The sequence below is a fragment of the Photobacterium kishitanii genome (assembly GCF_003026355.1).
Lineage (GTDB): Bacteria > Pseudomonadota > Gammaproteobacteria > Enterobacterales > Vibrionaceae > Photobacterium > Photobacterium kishitanii.
Genome location: NZ_PYON01000003.1, coordinates 242,847 through 260,553, shown reverse-complemented (window position 1 = coordinate 260,553; position 17,707 = coordinate 242,847). Strand labels below are relative to the sequence as shown.

Annotated in this window: 13 protein-coding genes; 7 read left to right on the top strand and 6 right to left on the bottom strand. The window is 38.8% G+C overall.

The window, feature by feature from the left end; translation table 11 throughout:
- Window positions 1-7: 7 nt before the first annotated feature.
- Window positions 8-2,551, bottom strand: coding sequence for a nitrite reductase large subunit NirB (gene nirB, locus C0W29_RS05160; RefSeq protein WP_045044301.1), 2,544 nt, complete (start codon window positions 2,549-2,551; stop codon window positions 8-10).
- A gap of 14 nt (window positions 2,552-2,565) precedes the next feature.
- Window positions 2,566-3,390, bottom strand: a complete 825-nt coding sequence (gene cobA, locus C0W29_RS05155; protein WP_373455690.1) for a uroporphyrinogen-III C-methyltransferase — start codon at window positions 3,388-3,390, stop codon at window positions 2,566-2,568.
- Window positions 3,391-3,860: 470 nt separating this feature from the next.
- Between cobA and C0W29_RS05150 the strand changes: the two genes are divergently transcribed.
- Together C0W29_RS05150 and C0W29_RS05145 are read left to right on the top strand one after the other, a co-directional pair.
- Entirely contained in the window at window positions 3,861-6,524 is a 2,664-nt protein-coding gene (locus tag C0W29_RS05150) for a nitrate reductase (protein WP_045044300.1), read from the top strand.
- 504 nt (window positions 6,525-7,028) lie between these two features.
- Window positions 7,029-7,418 (top strand): hypothetical protein, encoded by a 390-nt coding sequence (locus tag C0W29_RS05145; protein ID WP_045041716.1) that lies wholly within the window; start codon window positions 7,029-7,031, stop codon window positions 7,416-7,418.
- Between the two features lie 58 nt (window positions 7,419-7,476).
- Here the strand turns inward: C0W29_RS05145 and C0W29_RS05140 are convergent, their stop codons facing one another.
- The gene (locus C0W29_RS05140) at window positions 7,477-8,415 is read right to left on the bottom strand and encodes a LysR substrate-binding domain-containing protein (protein ID WP_052671537.1); all 939 of its coding nucleotides are present in this window, start codon (window positions 8,413-8,415) and stop codon (window positions 7,477-7,479) included.
- A 198-nt stretch (window positions 8,416-8,613) separates the two neighbouring features.
- Between C0W29_RS05140 and C0W29_RS05135 the strand changes: the two genes are divergently transcribed.
- On the top strand, window positions 8,614-9,840 hold the full coding sequence (locus tag C0W29_RS05135) for an MFS transporter (protein ID WP_045044299.1): 1,227 nt from the start codon (window positions 8,614-8,616) through the stop codon (window positions 9,838-9,840).
- Between the two features lie 87 nt (window positions 9,841-9,927).
- Here the strand turns inward: C0W29_RS05135 and C0W29_RS05130 are convergent, their stop codons facing one another.
- On the bottom strand, window positions 9,928-10,551 hold the full coding sequence (locus C0W29_RS05130; protein WP_036795565.1) for a MarC family protein: 624 nt from the start codon (window positions 10,549-10,551) through the stop codon (window positions 9,928-9,930).
- A gap of 248 nt (window positions 10,552-10,799) precedes the next feature.
- Here C0W29_RS05130 and C0W29_RS05125 point away from each other — a divergent pair, with 248 nt between their 5' ends.
- Complete coding sequence (locus tag C0W29_RS05125; RefSeq protein ID WP_045041719.1) at window positions 10,800-11,021, top strand: hypothetical protein; 222 nt, start codon at window positions 10,800-10,802, stop codon at window positions 11,019-11,021.
- The gene (locus C0W29_RS05120) at window positions 11,014-12,639 is read left to right on the top strand and encodes an SgrR family transcriptional regulator (RefSeq protein ID WP_235869000.1); all 1,626 of its coding nucleotides are present in this window, start codon (window positions 11,014-11,016) and stop codon (window positions 12,637-12,639) included. Before C0W29_RS05125 ends, C0W29_RS05120 begins: the two co-directional genes overlap by 8 nt.
- Window positions 12,640-12,645: 6 nt before the next feature.
- Here C0W29_RS05120 and C0W29_RS05115 read toward each other — a convergent pair whose 3' ends face one another.
- Together C0W29_RS05115 and C0W29_RS05110 are read right to left on the bottom strand one after the other, a co-directional pair.
- Window positions 12,646-13,119 carry a hypothetical protein gene (locus tag C0W29_RS05115; RefSeq protein ID WP_045041720.1) on the bottom strand — a complete coding sequence of 158 codons (474 nt, stop codon included), beginning with the start codon at window positions 13,117-13,119 and terminating at the stop codon, window positions 12,646-12,648.
- 129 nt (window positions 13,120-13,248) lie between these two features.
- Window positions 13,249-14,709 (bottom strand): glutathione synthase, encoded by a 1,461-nt coding sequence (locus tag C0W29_RS05110; protein ID WP_045044298.1) that lies wholly within the window; start codon window positions 14,707-14,709, stop codon window positions 13,249-13,251.
- A 421-nt stretch (window positions 14,710-15,130) separates the two neighbouring features.
- Here C0W29_RS05110 and ald point away from each other — a divergent pair, with 421 nt between their 5' ends.
- Both ald and C0W29_RS05100 read left to right on the top strand, forming a co-directional pair.
- On the top strand, window positions 15,131-16,246 hold the full coding sequence (gene ald / locus C0W29_RS05105; protein WP_045041721.1) for an alanine dehydrogenase: 1,116 nt from the start codon (window positions 15,131-15,133) through the stop codon (window positions 16,244-16,246).
- 142 nt (window positions 16,247-16,388) lie between these two features.
- Window positions 16,389-17,639 (top strand): SLC5/6 family protein, encoded by a 1,251-nt coding sequence (locus C0W29_RS05100; RefSeq protein WP_045044297.1) that lies wholly within the window; start codon window positions 16,389-16,391, stop codon window positions 17,637-17,639.
- Window positions 17,640-17,707: the final 68 nt, after the last annotated feature.

Genomic DNA, 17,707 nt, shown 5'->3' with positions numbered 1-17,707 from the left:
TTTATCCTTATTCAGTAATATTAACGATCGTAATAGGCTCACCGCTTTTAGGCCAAGTCATGGGGGTACGCTGCTGACGAACAGTATGATAAGCCAAGCCCAAATCAGGTTGACGACTATTAATAAAATGCTGAAACCGACGTAGCTCTTGCGGTGACTCAAGCGTAGTTTTCCATTCACATTGGTAATTACTTAAACTAGATGCCATTTCTTGCTCAAGTTCAACGTTAATATCTAACGCATCATCAATGACGACCTGGCGTAAATAATCAATTCCACCCTCAAGGTTTTCTAGCCATACTGAGGTTCGTTGCAGCCTATCGGCAGTGCGGATATAAAACATTAATATGCGATCGATATAACTGATCAAAGTGTCGTTATCGAGATCCGATGCAAATAGATCACCATGACGGGGACGCATACCGCCATTACCAGCCACATATAAATTCCAGCCTTTTTCAGTGGCAATCACGCCAATATCTTTTGATTGAGCTTCTGCACATTCACGAGTACAACCAGAAACGGCAAACTTAAGCTTATGCGGGGATCGTAAGCCTTTGTAACGATTTTCAAGATCAATCGCAAACGCCATGCTATCGGCCATACCATAACGGCACCAAGTTGATCCTACACACGATTTTACTGTTCGCACCGATTTGCCATAAGCGTGTCCAGTTTCAAACCCTGCATCAACAAGTAACCGCCAAATTTGAGGTAATTGGTGTAACTGTGCTCCAAATAAATCAATCCGTTGTCCGCCGGTTATTTTGGTATAGAGTTTAAATTGTTGGGCAACTTGTCCTAAGATAATCAGTTTTTCGGGGGTAATTTCACCAGCAGGAATACGAGGTACAACAGAATAAGTACCGTCTTTTTGCATATTACCAAGGTAAATATCATTGGTATCTTGCAGACCGACATGTTGTGGTTCAAGAATATAATCATTCCAAAATGAGGCGAGAATTGAACTGATAGCAGGTTTACAGATATCACAGCCTAACCCTGAGCCATATTCAGTTAATAAGGCGCTAAACGTTTTGATCTTTTTAACTCGAATGATATCGGCCAATTGCTGACGACTATAACTAAAATGCTCACATAAATGGTGATTAACTTGATGCCCTAACGCCGCTAACTCAGTTTCCAGTATTTGTTTAGCGAAGCTGGCACATCCACCACACCCAGTACTCGCTTTAGTCATGGTTTTAAGTTGAGCCATATCGACACAACCATCAGCAACCGCCTGACAAATCTGACCTTTATTAACATCAAAGCATGAACATACTGGTGCCTTATCGCCAACCACATCATCAACAGCTGTCATTTGTGTGGTCGCTGCTAACGCCTCTGGCATTAATAATAATGACGGTGGCGTCGGTAACGGCGATTGATTCAATGTCAATTGCAATAGCTGAGAATACTGCTCAACATTACCCACTAATACTGCCCCTAGTAATTTATCCCCTTGTTCTGAGGCAATAATCCGTTGATAACTCTGCTCAATATCATTTGACAAGGTAAATACCTGAGAAGCATCAATATTATGTACTTCACCAATACTCGCAACATCGACGCCTAATAATTTCAATTTGGTACTCATGTCAGCACCGGTAAATGCAGCATCAATACCACACACAGTCGAAGCAGCAACGCGTGCCATTTTATAACCTGGTGCAACTAAACCAAAAATACGGTTATTCCATAACGCACACTCACCAATAGCATAAATATCAGCATCACTGGTCTGACATTGATCATTAATCACTATCCCGCCGCGCTCACCTATGGTTAATCCTGCCTGTTTAGCCAGTGCATCTTGAGGACGAATGCCCGCAGAAAACACCACCATATCGGTATCTAACTCAGTACCATCAGCAAAAATAAGCTTATAACGGCATTGATCACCAGTAACAATTTTCTCAGTTGCTTTACTAGTATGAACATTAACGCCTAATGCTTCTATTTTTTGACGTAATAACGCCCCACCACCTTCATCCAGCTGTACTGCCATTAACTGTGGCGCAAACTCAACCACATGAGTTTCCAGTGCCATATTTTGCAGTGCATTTGCAGCTTCAAGTCCAAGTAAGCCACCACCAATCACTACTCCTACTCGACTTTGTTTACCTGATGCTGCAATCGCTTTTAAATCATTAATAGTACGATACACATGACAATGTTCAGCATCATTACCGGCAATCGGGGGGACAAAAGGGTATGATCCGGTGGCTAATATCAACTGATCATAAGTAATCTTTTTTCCTTGCTCAGTGATAATATATTTATGTTCACGATCAATCGCCGTCACCTGTTGGTTAATATGATAACTGACTCCTGCTTGTTGATAATCTGCCTCATGTGCTAAGGCTAAGTCTGCCGCTGTTTTATCATTAAAATAATGACTGAGCTGGACGCGATCATAAGCTAAACGATCTTCTTCTGAAAACGTGACTAAATCTATGCCATCAGCACCATCAGATGCCAATACCTGCTCAATAAAATGATGGCCAACCATGCCATTACCAACAATAACAATCCGTTTTCTATCCATGATGATCTCCTTCTCTATGCCAACTTCTGAGGCTTATTCATCAACATAAGTGCATCCATTCTGGGCTGATGCCATGCTAAGCTGTCACTCAAACTCACCACTTCACCAATAATAATCAATGCAGGTGAGCCAATCTGATGACGATTAACTTGCTCAGCTAACGTTGCTAAGGTGGCCTTAATCACTCGCTGTTCATCAGTACACCCTTTTTCGATTATCGCTGCAGGTGTCGCTGCGACTAACCCCGCATTTACGAGTTGGCGGCAGATAAGTTCAACTTTAGATAATCCCATATAAAACACTAATGTATGGTTAAGCTTGGCTAAAGCTTGCCATTGAACCTCAAGATCTCTTTCAGTGTGTACAGTAACTAATGTGCAGCCTTGAGATACCCCGCGATGGGTTAGTGGAATCCCCGCATACGCGCTACACCCCCCTGCAGCAGTAATACCTGGTACAACGTCAACCTCGATACTATGTTGGCGTAAATATTGTATTTCCTCGCCACCACGACCAAACACAAATACATCTCCGCCTTTTAAACGACACACTTGCTTCCCTTGTTGGGCTAACCGTACCAATAACTGATTGATCCCTAATTGGGTTATGCTGTGTTGGCCTTTGGCTTTACCCACATAAATAGTTTGACTATGAGATGGAATAAGCGCCATAACTGCAGCACTCACTAAACGGTCATAAACCACTACATCCGCATTTTCGAGAGTTTTTAATGCCTTTAGTGTTAATAGCTCCGGATCACCAGGACCTGCCCCCACTAAGGTAACTATTCCCCGTTGACGTTGATCATCAATCGATTGTGTCACCTGACACCATTGAATCTTAGCGTCATTAGTAACTAGCGAATATTGTTGCGGCTTCAATGGCTTCACAGTTCACCTCTTATTATTTTTAACGAAAGCTTACTCACTTCGCCTATTTTATTTTGCTTATTTATCTATACAGCAAGCTTAATGCCACCACGAGACAAATAATAAATAACACTGCCAACACGCTGAATTAAAAAATAAAGATAAACTTATTCACTAAAAACAAAACACACTATAAAAATAACAAACACCATTATGGTGCATTATTAACAATGCATTGCACCAAAATGATTAAAAATTAAAAGCTGACAAAAACGATAATAATACAACCACCGACACGAATATTTAAATAAACAATAAAATCAACAAGTTAAATATTTACAAAAGACAACAAACAATAACTTAAAAACTATTGGTACATATATTGCCTTTAATTAACTGCACTATTTGTTTTATCTAAATAAATAAAGGAGCCATCATCAATGAATAATAAAAGCTCATGGGTAAAATCAACCTGTGCTTATTGTGGTGTAGGCTGTGGAATAAAATCACGAATAAATAACCAAGGTCAACTTGACATAAAAGGTGACGAACAACATCCAGCTAATAAAGGTAAGTTATGCGCTAAAGCATTAACTTTAACAGAGACACTTACTAATGATAACCGCATGCTAATACCACAAATATTAAATAAACCCGTTAGCTGGAATGAAGCATTGGATGAGACGGTTACCCAGCTACAATCTATTATTAATCGCTATGGTCCTAGTGCCGTTGCGTTTTATGTTTCAGGGCAATTACTCACAGAAGACTATTACGTCGTTAATAAACTGGCTAAAGGCTTTATTGGCACCGCTAATATTGATACAAATTCGCGCTTATGTATGTCATCAGCAGTGGCTGGACATCAACGTGCGTTTGGGGAAGATTGTGTCGCCGGCTGTTATGATGATTTAGAAGCGGCAGACGTGGTAATTTTAACTGGATCTAACCTTGCTTGGTGCCACCCCATTCTTTTTCAGCGACTTAAACTAGCACAACAACAGCACAACACTAAAATTGTGGTGATTGATCCTCGCCATACTGCAAGTTGTGACATTGCGGATTTACACCTTGCGATTACTCCTGGTAGCGATATAGCACTATTTAATGGCTTATTAAATTATTTAAATAACAATAACTATATTGATCAAGAATATATCAATGCGCACACCAATAACATTGAAGCAGCATTAACAACGGCAGCGACCTTGAGTAACGATGAAAACGTCAGTCAATTAACGGGGATCAATACAGAAAAACTACGCACTTTCTATCAACTCTTCGCCAACCACCCTCGAACCGTAACGGTATATTCTCAAGGGGTTAATCAGTCAATATCAGGCACAGATAAAGTCAATGCTATCATCAATTGTCATTTAGCAACGGGACGAATAGGTAAACTGGGAGCAACTCCTTTTTCAATCACAGGTCAGCCTAACGCTATGGGGGGACGTGAAGTCGGCGGTTTAGCGACAACATTAGCGGCACACCTTAGTTTTGAACGCCAAGATCATTGGCAGCTATTGAGTGACTTTTGGCAAACTAATAACTTGGCCACTAAGCCCGGTCTTAAAGCCGTTGATATGTTTGATGCTATTGCAAATGGCACAATAAAAGCGGTATGGATCATCGCTACTAATCCAGCAGCAACTTTACCTAACAGCAATAAAATTAATCGAGCATTAGCCCAATGTCCTTGTGTAATTGTCTCTGATTGCGTCAACAATAATGATACTTTGCGTCACGCTACGATTAAGCTTCCAGCTCAAGGTTGGAGTGAAAAATCAGGTACCGTCACTAATTCTGAACGCTATATTTCCCGTCAGCGACGCTTATTGCCGACTCAAGGTGAAGCTAAACCTGATTGGTGGATAATCACTCAGGTGGCTCAAAGAATGGGATTTGGTGATAGTTTTAATTACACCAATGAAGCACAAATATTTGCAGAGCACGTCGCTTTAACGGCAACAAATAATCACCCTCACCAAACGCCACGGCTACTTAATCTCAGTGGACTTAGCCACCTAACAGCCCACGATTACGATAATTTGTTACCGCAGCAATGGCCAATTAATGATGATGGTATTAACCAGCAGCGGTTATTTAGTGATGGCATTTTTCCTACCCAAGATGGTAAAGCTTGCTTTATTGCAACGCCTTATCGCCCTCCCATCACTCATCATTCAACAGCCTACCCGCTATTACTTAATACAGGCAGAATTCGAGACCAATGGCACACGATGACTCGTACAGGGCTTTCGGCTTCTCTTGCCGGCCATATTCAAGAACCGCTGATATCTGTCCATCCAACAGATGCTGACCACTATAAGCTCAGTAATAATCAATTAGTCACAGTAACGAGTCAATACAGCAAAGCTATTTTTCGCGTACGTATTAGTACTGAAGTTAAACCTAGGCAGGTTTTTATTGCCATTCATTGGACCCAACAAACGTCATCATCAGGTAGTGTCTGCGCCCTCATCGACGAACAATGCGATCCTATTTCTGGCCAGCCGCAATTTAAAGCAACAGCGGTTCAACTAACACCACTCACCTACACCACTGATGCTATTTTAACGACGACAGAAGCCGTGACATTAGCTGACTTACCATCACCAACAGCACTCTATTGGGTATGTAAAAAGGTTAAAGCGGGTTATCAATATTGTCTCAGCTCAAACCTTACGCCAAGTGCCCTAGAGCAAATATTAATGACTTATTTTATGCATCCAGCCCAACACCACTTACGTGCTATCACCCACAATAGCCGTCGAGCAATCGTGATCGAAAATAATCGTTGTATTAGTTCACTGCTCATTCGTCCTTATAGTAATAGCCACTATCTCACCTCGTCGTCTAATATTATTGGCTATGAGTGTAACGAACTAAAATTACATCAGTTTCTCAATGGCGAAGATAATCTTACCGACACAGACATAGTTTGTGCTTGCAAACAAATAACCAAACAACAACTTATTGACACTATTACTAATAAAAAAGTACAAGATGTGTCTACCTTAAGTCGTATAACAACAGCAGGGACGGGGTGTGGTGGATGTTGGTGTGAGTTAGAAAGTTTACTCAACTTAACCGACGCGAATTAACGGCCATAGCATCAACATAATGCCCTATCTATAAGGGCGTTAATTTATATCATCTTATTTTAAGTACAAAAAACCAACAACAAGACGGCCATTTTTCAACCAAACCACGCATTAATTAAAAACCTTCATCGTTACAATAAAATATTTTACATTTAAAGGCTAAATAATACTTTTTTGAAGATAAAAATGAAGCTGATAAGATTTAACCAAATAATATTTAACGACAATTAAAATGTAACATAAAAGTAAACATGAATATTGCGTCAATATAATATAATTTCACATTCGAACACAAACAATAATAATTCTCATTTATGTAAATAATAATTTACAGCCAATAAAAATATAACCCTGTATATATTTGCGTGTAATATAAATAATCTTTAGCATCTACCTCCTATTCAGATATTCAGTGAATAACTAATTTAAATATATATTATTTATTACGTCATATTAATTGTGTCGTTATAGATTTTATTATTACCTACAATTAAAGGATTTATGATGAAAAAGTCGATTCTAATTACACTACTATTATCAAGTGCAGTACTTACAGGGTGTAACTCAATAAAAGAAGCCGCGGGTAATATGGTTTTAGGAGAAGACTTAATCCAAGCATCTGAGAAACTAGATGTTTGTGATATGTCTGGTCTTAATACATTAGAAAATATAGCAAAAAATGAACATAACATGCGCAATTCAGTGGCACTGCTTGCGCTTGGTGAAAATTATGCAGCATCAGGTAACACATCAAAAGTTAATGCTATCGCAAAACAATTACAAGTCCAGACCCCGAAAAAAACGCTTGCTTATATCAAAAGCGAACTTATTAAATCAGGTCACAAACTGCAGCAAAACCGTATTAAAAATGGTTTTACTGGCAACTGTAAATAATAATCACAGCAATTAATTAAAGATTAAACTTATATAATAAGCAATTAAACATTCTTATTTAATTAATATCTCGTAAAGTATTCACTTTAGCTTGAATTAAGTGCTTTATTAATTCGGATAACCAAATAATACGGGGATGGTGACTATCGCGTTTTAAAGTCACCATTTCAATATCAAAATCAGGAATATCAATCGGAGGCACACATAACGTTAAGTTGTCATCAATCAGATCTGAACGCCCAACCATTTCCGCCATTACCGCCACCATTTTACGGCCTAATAACATTCGTCTGACCGTTAAAAAACGGGTTGTTCCTAATACTACATTGCGTTTTACACCTAGATTCGCCAAGGTTTTATCAACTTGAGTTGTTAGACATTCATTAGCAGTCACAATCATTTGAGGAGTGTTTAAATACGTTGCTAAATCAATCGGGACTTGAGTCTGCATTACACGATTATCAAAAGTACACAAATGTTTTTCGCGGTACAAAAACGTTGTTAACACATGATCAGGTAACTCATTAAATACCCCAATGCACACATCAGTATTGTGCGCAGTTAATAAATCGACACAATTCTCACTATCAACAGGTTTAAAAATAACTTTGCAGTGTGGCGCAAGTTGCTGCAACGTATCAAATAAATCAGGGCCAAATATTTGCTCCGCATAATCACTAACCCCAATAATAAATTTCCCTGCATAGCATTGCGGCTCAAACACGACTGACGGGAGGATATCTTGACTGAAAATAGCGAGAATCATTGCCACTTTAGGTGCAACTTCTTGAGCTCTCGTTGTAGGTAGCATTTTATTGCCAACACGTTCAAACAGTGGATCCTGTAATAACTCACGCAACCGTTTCAAATTATAACTCGTTGCAGGCTGCCCAAGATGAAGATGTTTAGAAGCCGCTGACACACTTTCCAAACGGTATAACGCATCAAACGTCAATAATAGATTTAAATCTACCCCACGCCAATTTATCTCTTTCACCTTCACTCCAGTCACACAATAGTTATCGAACTCACTAATAGTAATTATAAAAACGTTCGATTTAAATGATAACTGTAAAACAAATATACTGACTGCTCTTCCCAATACTCTTTATGCCATCTCAGTGGCAATTAACATCATAAGCAAACACTGCTCAGTAACGGGATATGATTTGGTTTAATTGATTGGACTTGGTAAATGACGGCTATAACGAACAATGACTCAATGTGGCATAATCGAAATTATTTACGCCTACTTGCTGCACAAATTATTTCTCTTATTGGTACCGGCGTTAGCTCAGTCTGCCTGGCCTTACTTGCCTATAATTTAGCGGGTGACAGTGCAGGTATGGTACTAAGTATCGCCTTTGCAATTAAAATGGTGGCTTATATTGGCCTTGCTCCTGTATTTGGAGCAATAGCCCACCGCTTACCGAAACAAAAAACACTCATTATATTAGATATCGCTCGCGCACTGATGTTTCTATGCTTGCCGTTTGTGACTCAGGTTTGGCAAGTTTATGGCTTAATGTTCGCGATCAATGCCTGTTCTGCTGGATTTTCACCACTTTTTCAATCAACGTTACCCACGGTACTACCCAATAAACACCAATACGCAACTGCATTATCACTAAGTCGAATGGCTTATGATTTAGAACAAATTATCAGCCCAATATTAGTTGCACTACTGCTTACGATTATTCAATTTAAACTATTATTCACTCTTGATGCTGCAACCTTTATTATTTCTGCTGGACTCATTTTATGCTGTAGTTTACCTAAACGTGCACGTGCACCTGCACCACCAACAAAGATTAGCTTAAACAGCTTAACTCAAGGCATCACCAACTACTTAGGTAAACCAACGCTTAAGGCATTATGGTTTGCTTATTTAGCCGCTGCCAGTGCATCTGCAATGGTGCTCGTAAACACCGTCGTTTATGTACATGACATTTTACAAGGTAACCAAACCCAAACCGCATTGGCACTAATGGTGGTTGGCTTAGGTTCGATGCTTGTTGCTTTACGTTTACCTAAATTACTTGATAAATATACACCACAACATTTTCACTGGTTGGGATTAACCATTATTTGTGGGTCTTTTTTTATGGGAGCATTAACCCCAGGTTGGATAGGTTTTAGCTGTGTCTGTTTTGCTATGGGAGCTGGAATGTCATTTATTCAAACTTCAGCAGGGCTGATTATTACTAAGGCTTGTGATACCAATAATGAAGATACTGGGCCTTATTTTGCTGCCCACTTTTCATTAACCCATTTTTGGTGGTTAATTACTTATTTGATGGCTGGTATCAGCGTTAAACTATTCGGTGTAAGCAGTGGCTATTTAATAATGGCTAGCCTATCTATTATTAGCTTCATCATTTACGCTATCCTTACTCATCAGCAACACTCACGCGCATTATAATAATACATGAATGCCAGTACCTATTATGATACTGGCATGTCACAAAATGATCGTCAAAATAATCACTTAATAAACAATAGCCTTCGGTTAAATATAAAAGTCCTTAATTCCCTGTAATAAATTATTCACTGCTACAGCAGCTAAAATTAATCCCATCACACGACTAATAATAGCGGCACCAATATTACCAATCCATTTTTGAATAGTATTGGCACTAAGCAGTAACAATAACGTTACGGCTAATACAATGACCATCACTCCAGCAGTTATGACCTGATCGACCACTGAATAACGATGATTATCAGTTAACATGACAATTGCCATCATCGCACCAGGAGAAGCAATTGACGGAATCGCCAGTGGGTAAACCGCCAGTTCAGCTAAATCAGAATGGCTCACTTCTTCTGATAACTTTTGTTCTTGTTCTGGCTTACTTTCACCAAAAATCATCGTTAATGCAAACAGCAATAACACTAAACCACCCGCAGCTTGAAAGGCAGGTAAAGGGATCTGCATAGCTTCAAGCAATAATTGCCCAGCAACAAGAAAAAAGAGTAGTACTCCTGTCGCTATCGCTACCGCTTTTAATGCCACTTTACGTTGTTGTTTCGCCGTTAAATGCTGTGTCTGCGATAAATAAACAGGCACTGAACCGATAGGATCAATAACAGCCCAAAGAACAACGAATTGAGTAATAAGAATACCAAGCAAAGGTAACCCCTGATGTTATGATTTAATGGAATGGCTGTGTCGCATCATAACATCAAACCTCAGCACAATTACAAAATTACGCATTTGGTTTCATTATTATAAAATGGAACTAACACTTAGTTATATTATAAAAAAATATGCCTATAAGACGCTCATAATAATAAAAGCGGAACAGTCACTATCTTTGTTCCGTTTTTGATTTTGATATAAGTCATATTCTGTATCTATCAACTCAGAAGGTACAACTTATGACTTTTTATAATGACATCAAAAAATTAATATCATCTGCAACAGGAAGTGAGCCCACCACTCTGTTAGCTCGTGTACTCTATATAACGCCAGAACAACGCTTACAAAGACTCAATGAGGTATTTGATACAGATAAGTTTAGCAAGCCCACCTCCTCTGATATCCTTAAAACAGTTTATTCACAAAATAACAACGGATTCAATATCAATAATAATGATTAATAAACGCAAGCTAGAGCTCTATGAAAATTTATTTAAAAATCTGGGGCCAGGAACGTCAAAAAAAACGATTACTGATATTGCGAGCTATTTTAATTGTAGTGAACGTCACACCCGTACACTACTAAAACAAATGACAACTAAGGGCTGGCTAACATGGCACCCAATCTCAGGAAGAGGAAATCGTGGTGAGATTAATTGCCTTATTGAGCCTATTGATGCTTGCTATCAAGAAGTAGATAAAGCAACGACAACCAATAACATTGATCTTGTTTATAAACTCATCGGCTTTAATGGTCGCGATACTGCATCTGGATTATGGCAATATTTATCACAAACGGTAACCACCACAGAAGATACCATTTTAGTTCCTTTTCACCGAAGTATTGAATGGCTACATCCACATCAAGCAACAGAAAGAACTGAGCGACACCTTATAAGTGAAATTTATCAAACTCTGCTAGCCAATAATCATGGTCGACTAAATGGTAATCTTGCCCATAGTTGGGAAGTCAGTGATGATAAACGCATATGGACTTTTTATTTACGTGCTGAAACAGTATTTCATGACCTATCGCGCTTAACTGCCGCTGATGTAGTGGCCAATTTTCATGGATTACAACGCAGCTCTCATTGGCAAGGTTTATATAGCAATATTGCACGTGTTGAGTCTTGTCATAATGGTATGGTAACCATTGAATTAAAAGAACCTGATATAAATTTTGCATGGTTACTGTGTCGACCAGAAACAGCCATAATGCCGAAGCGTTTAATTTTTAGTAGCAAGACTGACTTTAAAGCCATTGGCTCAGGTCCTTTTATGCTAGGTGTCAATTCCAATAAATTAGTTCGACTCAAACGCTTTGCTAACTATAATCAAGACAATGCATTAGTAGAAAACATTGAATTTTGGATTCACCATCAATGGGCTAAAAACAAACGCTGTGCTGAAAACTTTTTCTTTCTTAACCATCAATCTAATTGCTACCAAGTAACTAACGACAGTGTTGGTTGCTTTGTATTGCTATTAAATAAGCCTCAACTTCAAACAGCCACAGTTAAACAGCAATTAATGACATTATTTAATCAACAACCTATTACTATCAATCTTCCTCCCCTAATAAATATTAGCCATGAGAACAATAATGATAGTCGCCACTATGCCGCACTATTAGAGCAGGCCTGTAATAATCAATCACAAGAAGTGAAATTTGGCCATTATATTGATCGTCAGGATATCGCGATTTGTGGTATTCGTAATGAGCCTAATCGTATAACAGGGCTTATTAGTTTTTTGAAATTATATCCATTTTGGGAACAGCATCTAAGTTTGAAGCAATTTCAACAATTTCAATCGTATCTAAATCAACTCACAGCAGCGGAGCACAATCAGCAACAATACCAATTAAACATATTGCTCACATGGTTAAATGATCAACACCTGATGGCCATTATCAACCATGAGGAATTACGCCTTACTGTTCCTGATAGTATTCAAGGTGTTGATATTAATTCTATCGGCTGGTGTAATTTTAAAAAACTATGGATAAAGCCTTCAGCGCATGAATCTAAACCTCATGATATTAGATTATCAGTAGCTAACTTGATTAACCTATCATAATAAGCGTTATAGTTTCTCGACTGCTGCAGTAAAACCATGGGCTGATAAATTAAATCCCGCAATATCGACATATTCTTTCTTTTGAAAGAACGTTAATACCCTGTCCATATTACCTGCGTTATTACCTGCATAAGCATGTGCAGTACAATTATGGGTAGTAGGATCATAATTAGTACTCACGCGTAACACGATTTCGTCAGCAACATTAAGATTACTAAATGCTGGTACATATAACCAATTTCGACATGCTGTTGCTTGAGTTTCCATATGATCTAGAAAATCAATACGTGATAAATTTTGACCATTATCAGTGAAATGGAAAACATAAGTTTGATTACCAAAATCAGTTTTAGTCACTATTTCATTTTGATCAGGGAATGCTTGATAACTATTGTGCTGAGTCGTACCAGCAAATGCAGTGGGAGCAATTAAAGATAATGAAAGCAAAAATGTAGAAATAACGGTGGTTCGGTTAAGCACTGTGGTGCACTCCAAGGGCTAAATGTCGCTAATAGCCATCTAATATGCCCATTAGCGATAATAACTCAATAGTTTTTACGTCAATTTTATTTTTAATCCCTGTATTTATACATATTTCAGGCAAAAGTGTTAATCAATCAGTACTAACGAGTCCAAAATTCCTTTACCGCTGTGAATCCCACCTTCATTTTCACTTGCCGGCTTACTACGTATTAAATATCCGGCATAACCACCTAACTCAGTCACAGGCTTGCCATTAAAATACGCACTAAACAAGCCTATTTCACTGACTAAATCCTCAACGACTGTCATTTTCGCATCCCGAATGGCAATGGTTGGCACTTCACGTTCATGGGGATATAAACGTTGCATTAATGCCCATGCGTCATACTCAGCCACGGTCAATTTTGCTAGCGTATCGCTAATATCATTGCCAAACACACAATGACCACCACCCTCACCCTGATTTTTGAGTACCCACTCCGTTTTAGTTGCCTGAGTATTAAACCAATCAATCGTTGCCGCAGTAATAGGTTTCATTTCAGCTAACACACTTTTTACTAACTCCGCTTCTGCAAGCGTCAATCCCCAACGGATATAATCTTGAGCTGGCATCATAGTTAATAACATTTGCATCGTTTTACTGGTTGCGAGTTGTTGGCCGATAGTGGCATTTAAAGCGACATGATGCTGCTCAATAAAAACGCGCATCTGACTTAGGGTGTAACAGCAAACAGCTTCATTCAGCTCCGGCGCACAATAATCACAATATTGATAACCAGCACGTAGGTATACAACATCGACCGCCCCGACACCTTCAAGCATTAAACGCTGACCAGCCCCTGTTGACAATTGAGCACTTAATTGTTCAAAAGTACGCCTTACTGTACGTAACCCTTGCTGTTGTAATGCCGCTTCTAAAAGATGCTGATCATAAACATTATCTTCATTTTTCTGTACCACCATCAAAAAAACAGCCGCGCCTTGATCATTAAAATCTGCTTTTATACTGTGAGCTGCCGTTGTAATAGCATGTGCTAGTTGAGCTAAGCCTTGATTATCAGCAGGAATTGCCGATGTATCTTCTAAGCATGCCTGATAAATCTCGGGCCATTGGTGTTGTATAAAGTGATGCAATTCAGTTGCACGCTGACCAAACGGTGCCATACCTGCAGCAATACCATTAAACTCAATAACTTTTGCACCATATTGACGATCATCCATAAAATCAGTTCGCATCAATAATAGCGGCTGACGAGCAGGGTTATAGCGATGATTCACATCACCATGAATCTGATAATGCAATGACATCAAACGTCCAAAAAAGGGATCGGCCTTTGCCATATCCGCTAATGAAGCTTGTAAAAAATCATAATCTTCAGAGACATTCGTTATCAATTTAGTCAGTACAGGAACAACTCGACGTAAATGGTCATAAACCTCACGTTCAATCGTCATTGGTGCAATGCTAAATGGGCAATGTCTCGCAGTATTATCCGCTTGGCGAAAAGCGACACCATGCATAATTGCCCACTCACAAATATCTTCAATGACTTGTTGTGCAACCACCGTTTTATTATTGTTATTCATCGTTTAACCACTCTTAAATACAGCTAAAATTTCGTGTACTTTCCAAATTAATTACCATCTTTAAAATAGATTTTTTAGCGTAATCTATAAGCATTTGCCTATTTTCAAAATGCCACAAGCATCGTTTAAGTCTCAAACTATACTCCTTCTAATCAAGGATAATACATGTCTGACTCTACAACTATTTAGTCCCAATCAATGACGTTATTACAACCAATAAAACCTGAACAAAAAACAACAATTTAAACTGTGATATCGATCATATTCAGGCTAAAACACTACATTTTCAAAACAAAGTAGCTATTAAAATTAAATTTAACAATTAAAACAGTCACACATCCTACCGATTATAACCTAACCTATAAACATTCCAATAACAAATAAGCACATCCCAATAACACAAAAGTGAAGGTTTAATATTATGATCCTAGGTGTACCTAAAGAAATTAAAACCCATGAATACCGTGTTGGCATGGTACCTGCGGCAGTAAAAGAAGTTGTTTCTCATGGCCATCGTGTGTATATCGAAACCCAAGCGGGATCAGGAATAGGCTTTAGTGATCAAGACTACATTGATGCTGGTGCGCAAATATTATTAACTGCAGCTGATGTATTTGCTGAAGCTGAAATGATTGTCAAAGTCAAAGAGCCACAAGCTATTGAACGCGCTATGCTACGTGAAGGACAAATCCTATTTACTTACCTACACCTCGCACCAGATCCTGCACAAACAGAAGATCTTATTCGCAGTAAAGCTATTTGTATTGCTTATGAAACGGTAACGGATAAACACGGTCGCTTACCTCTATTAGCACCGATGTCTGAAGTTGCAGGGCGAATGTCGATTCAAGCGGGTGCATTTGCACTTGAAAAATCACGTGGTGGACGCGGCATGTTATTAGGTGGCGTTCCTGGGGTCGAACCCGCAAAAGTAGTCATCATTGGCGGTGGGGTTGTTGGTAACAACGCTGCTCAAATGGCACTAGGGTTACAAGCCGATGTAGTGATTTTAGATCGTAATATTGATGTCTTACGCCAACTTGATGTGCAATTTAATGGCAAACTAAAAACCGTTTATTCAACTAATGATGCCATTGAACGTCATGTCTTAGAGGCTGATTTAGTCATTGGCGGAGTACTTGTCGTCGGCGCTGCTGCACCTAAACTGGTTACTGCAGAAATGATCAAAAAAATGAAACCTGGTGCAGCCATTGTTGATGTTGCGATAGACCAAGGCGGTTGTGTTGCGACATCACATGCAACTACTCATGATGATCCTACTTATATTGTTGATGATGTCGTGCATTATTGCGTTGCTAATATGCCAGGTGCGGTTGCACGTACTTCAACAGTTGCACTTAATAACGCAACTTTGCCTTACATTGTTGAACTTGCAAATAATGGCTATCAAAAAGCGCTACAACACAATCATCATCTACTCAATGGCCTAAATGTTTATCGCGGCCATATTACCTGTCAAAGCGTAGCTCAAGCCCTTGATTTACCTTATGTCTCAGCAGAAAGCGTTCTCGCCTGATTTATAACTGCTCGATAAAGCTTCTATTGCAAAATAGAAGCTTTTTTATTTCTCTAATCTCAACATCACACCGATAACTACGCTCACGTGAACATCAGTACCAACATACCTATAATAAAATACTAATATAAAGGTCAGTTATATGCCTTACCCTAATGCAAAAACACTTTCTAATCACAATAAGCAAAATCTAACTAAACACGATAAAACATGGATCATTAGCCTGTTCGGTACCGCCGTCGGGGCGGGGATCTTATTTTTACCGATTAATATTGGCGTCAGCGGTTTATGGCCATTAATCATCATGGCGTTATTAGCCGGCCCGATGACATTTCTTGCTCATCGAGGATTAGCGCGGTTTATTTTATCTTCTCAACAACCTCAAGCTGAATTTACCGATGTTGTTGAAGAACACTTCGGCCACAAATTTGGATTGATGATCTCAGTATTATATTTTCTGTCTATTTTCCCCATTTTGATGATTTATGGCGTCGGCTTAACCAATACTGTTGAAAGCTTTATAGTCCACCAGCTACAGATGTCCCCTCCACCGCGAATATTACTTTCAGGAGTATTAGTCACCTTAATGATCGGCGTTATGCTAACTAATGAAAAAGTGGTTTTACGTGCGTTTGAGATTATTGTTTATCCGTTAGTGTTTATTTTATTTGGACTGTCAATTTATCTGATCCCACACTGGCAAATGCCTGATTTTTCAACAGTACCTACCGCCTCCGATTTTGGTAAAACCCTTTGGCTTGCGATTCCAACCACTATTTTTGCATTTAGTCACACTGCTGCTATTTCCAGTTTTTCTGTCGCCCAAAAACGTCATTATGGCGCTCAGGCTAGCACTAAGGTTGATTACATTTTAAAACACACTTCGATGATGCTTATCACCTTCGTATTGTTGTTTGTATTTTCCTGTGTACTGAGTCTTTCTCCTGCTCAATTAGCTGAAGCAAAAGTGCAAAACATTTCAATTTTGTCGTACCTTGCCAATGAGATGAATAGCAGCGTTATTGAATCACTAGGCCCTTTTATTGCGTGTATTGCCATCACCTCCTCTTTTTTTGGTCACTTTCTCGGTGGTCGTGAAAGTCTAAACGGCATTATCACTAAACACACCAATATCACTCCTAAACTCGCCAACAAACTTACCATCGCAATATTATTTATATCAGTATGGTATGCCGCAGTCATTAACCCTAGTGTACTCAGCATTATGGAAACCTTTTCAGGTCCGGTAATTGCTATGATTTTGTTTATCATGCCAATGTATGCAATTAGAAATATTGAATCACTAAAAAAGTACCGCGGTAAAATAAGCAATATTTTTGTGACTGTGATTGGTTTAATTGCCATTTCAGCGATTATATTTAACCTGCTTTAACTGATCGTCTTTCATTCTAATAGCCAACCTTTATCGGTTGGCTATTACTTTTACAGGCAACAAAATAT

What these genes read in the sequence shown, in the direction of transcription:
- nirB (WP_045044301.1), bottom strand. Translation starts at nt 2,551, where the DNA reads ATGGATAGAAAACGGATTGTTATTGTTGGTAATGGCATGGTTGGCCAT.
- C0W29_RS05150 (WP_045044300.1), top strand. Translation starts at nt 3,861, where the DNA reads ATGAATAATAAAAGCTCATGGGTAAAATCAACCTGTGCTTATTGTGGT.
- C0W29_RS05145 (WP_045041716.1), top strand. Translation starts at nt 7,029, where the DNA reads ATGAAAAAGTCGATTCTAATTACACTACTATTATCAAGTGCAGTACTT.
- C0W29_RS05135 (WP_045044299.1), top strand. Translation starts at nt 8,614, where the DNA reads ATGACGGCTATAACGAACAATGACTCAATGTGGCATAATCGAAATTAT.
- C0W29_RS05125 (WP_045041719.1), top strand. Translation starts at nt 10,800, where the DNA reads ATGACTTTTTATAATGACATCAAAAAATTAATATCATCTGCAACAGGA.
- C0W29_RS05120 (WP_235869000.1), top strand. Translation starts at nt 11,014, where the DNA reads ATGATTAATAAACGCAAGCTAGAGCTCTATGAAAATTTATTTAAAAAT.
- C0W29_RS05110 (WP_045044298.1), bottom strand. Translation starts at nt 14,709, where the DNA reads ATGAATAACAATAATAAAACGGTGGTTGCACAACAAGTCATTGAAGAT.
- ald (WP_045041721.1), top strand. Translation starts at nt 15,131, where the DNA reads ATGATCCTAGGTGTACCTAAAGAAATTAAAACCCATGAATACCGTGTT.
- C0W29_RS05100 (WP_045044297.1), top strand. Translation starts at nt 16,389, where the DNA reads ATGCCTTACCCTAATGCAAAAACACTTTCTAATCACAATAAGCAAAAT.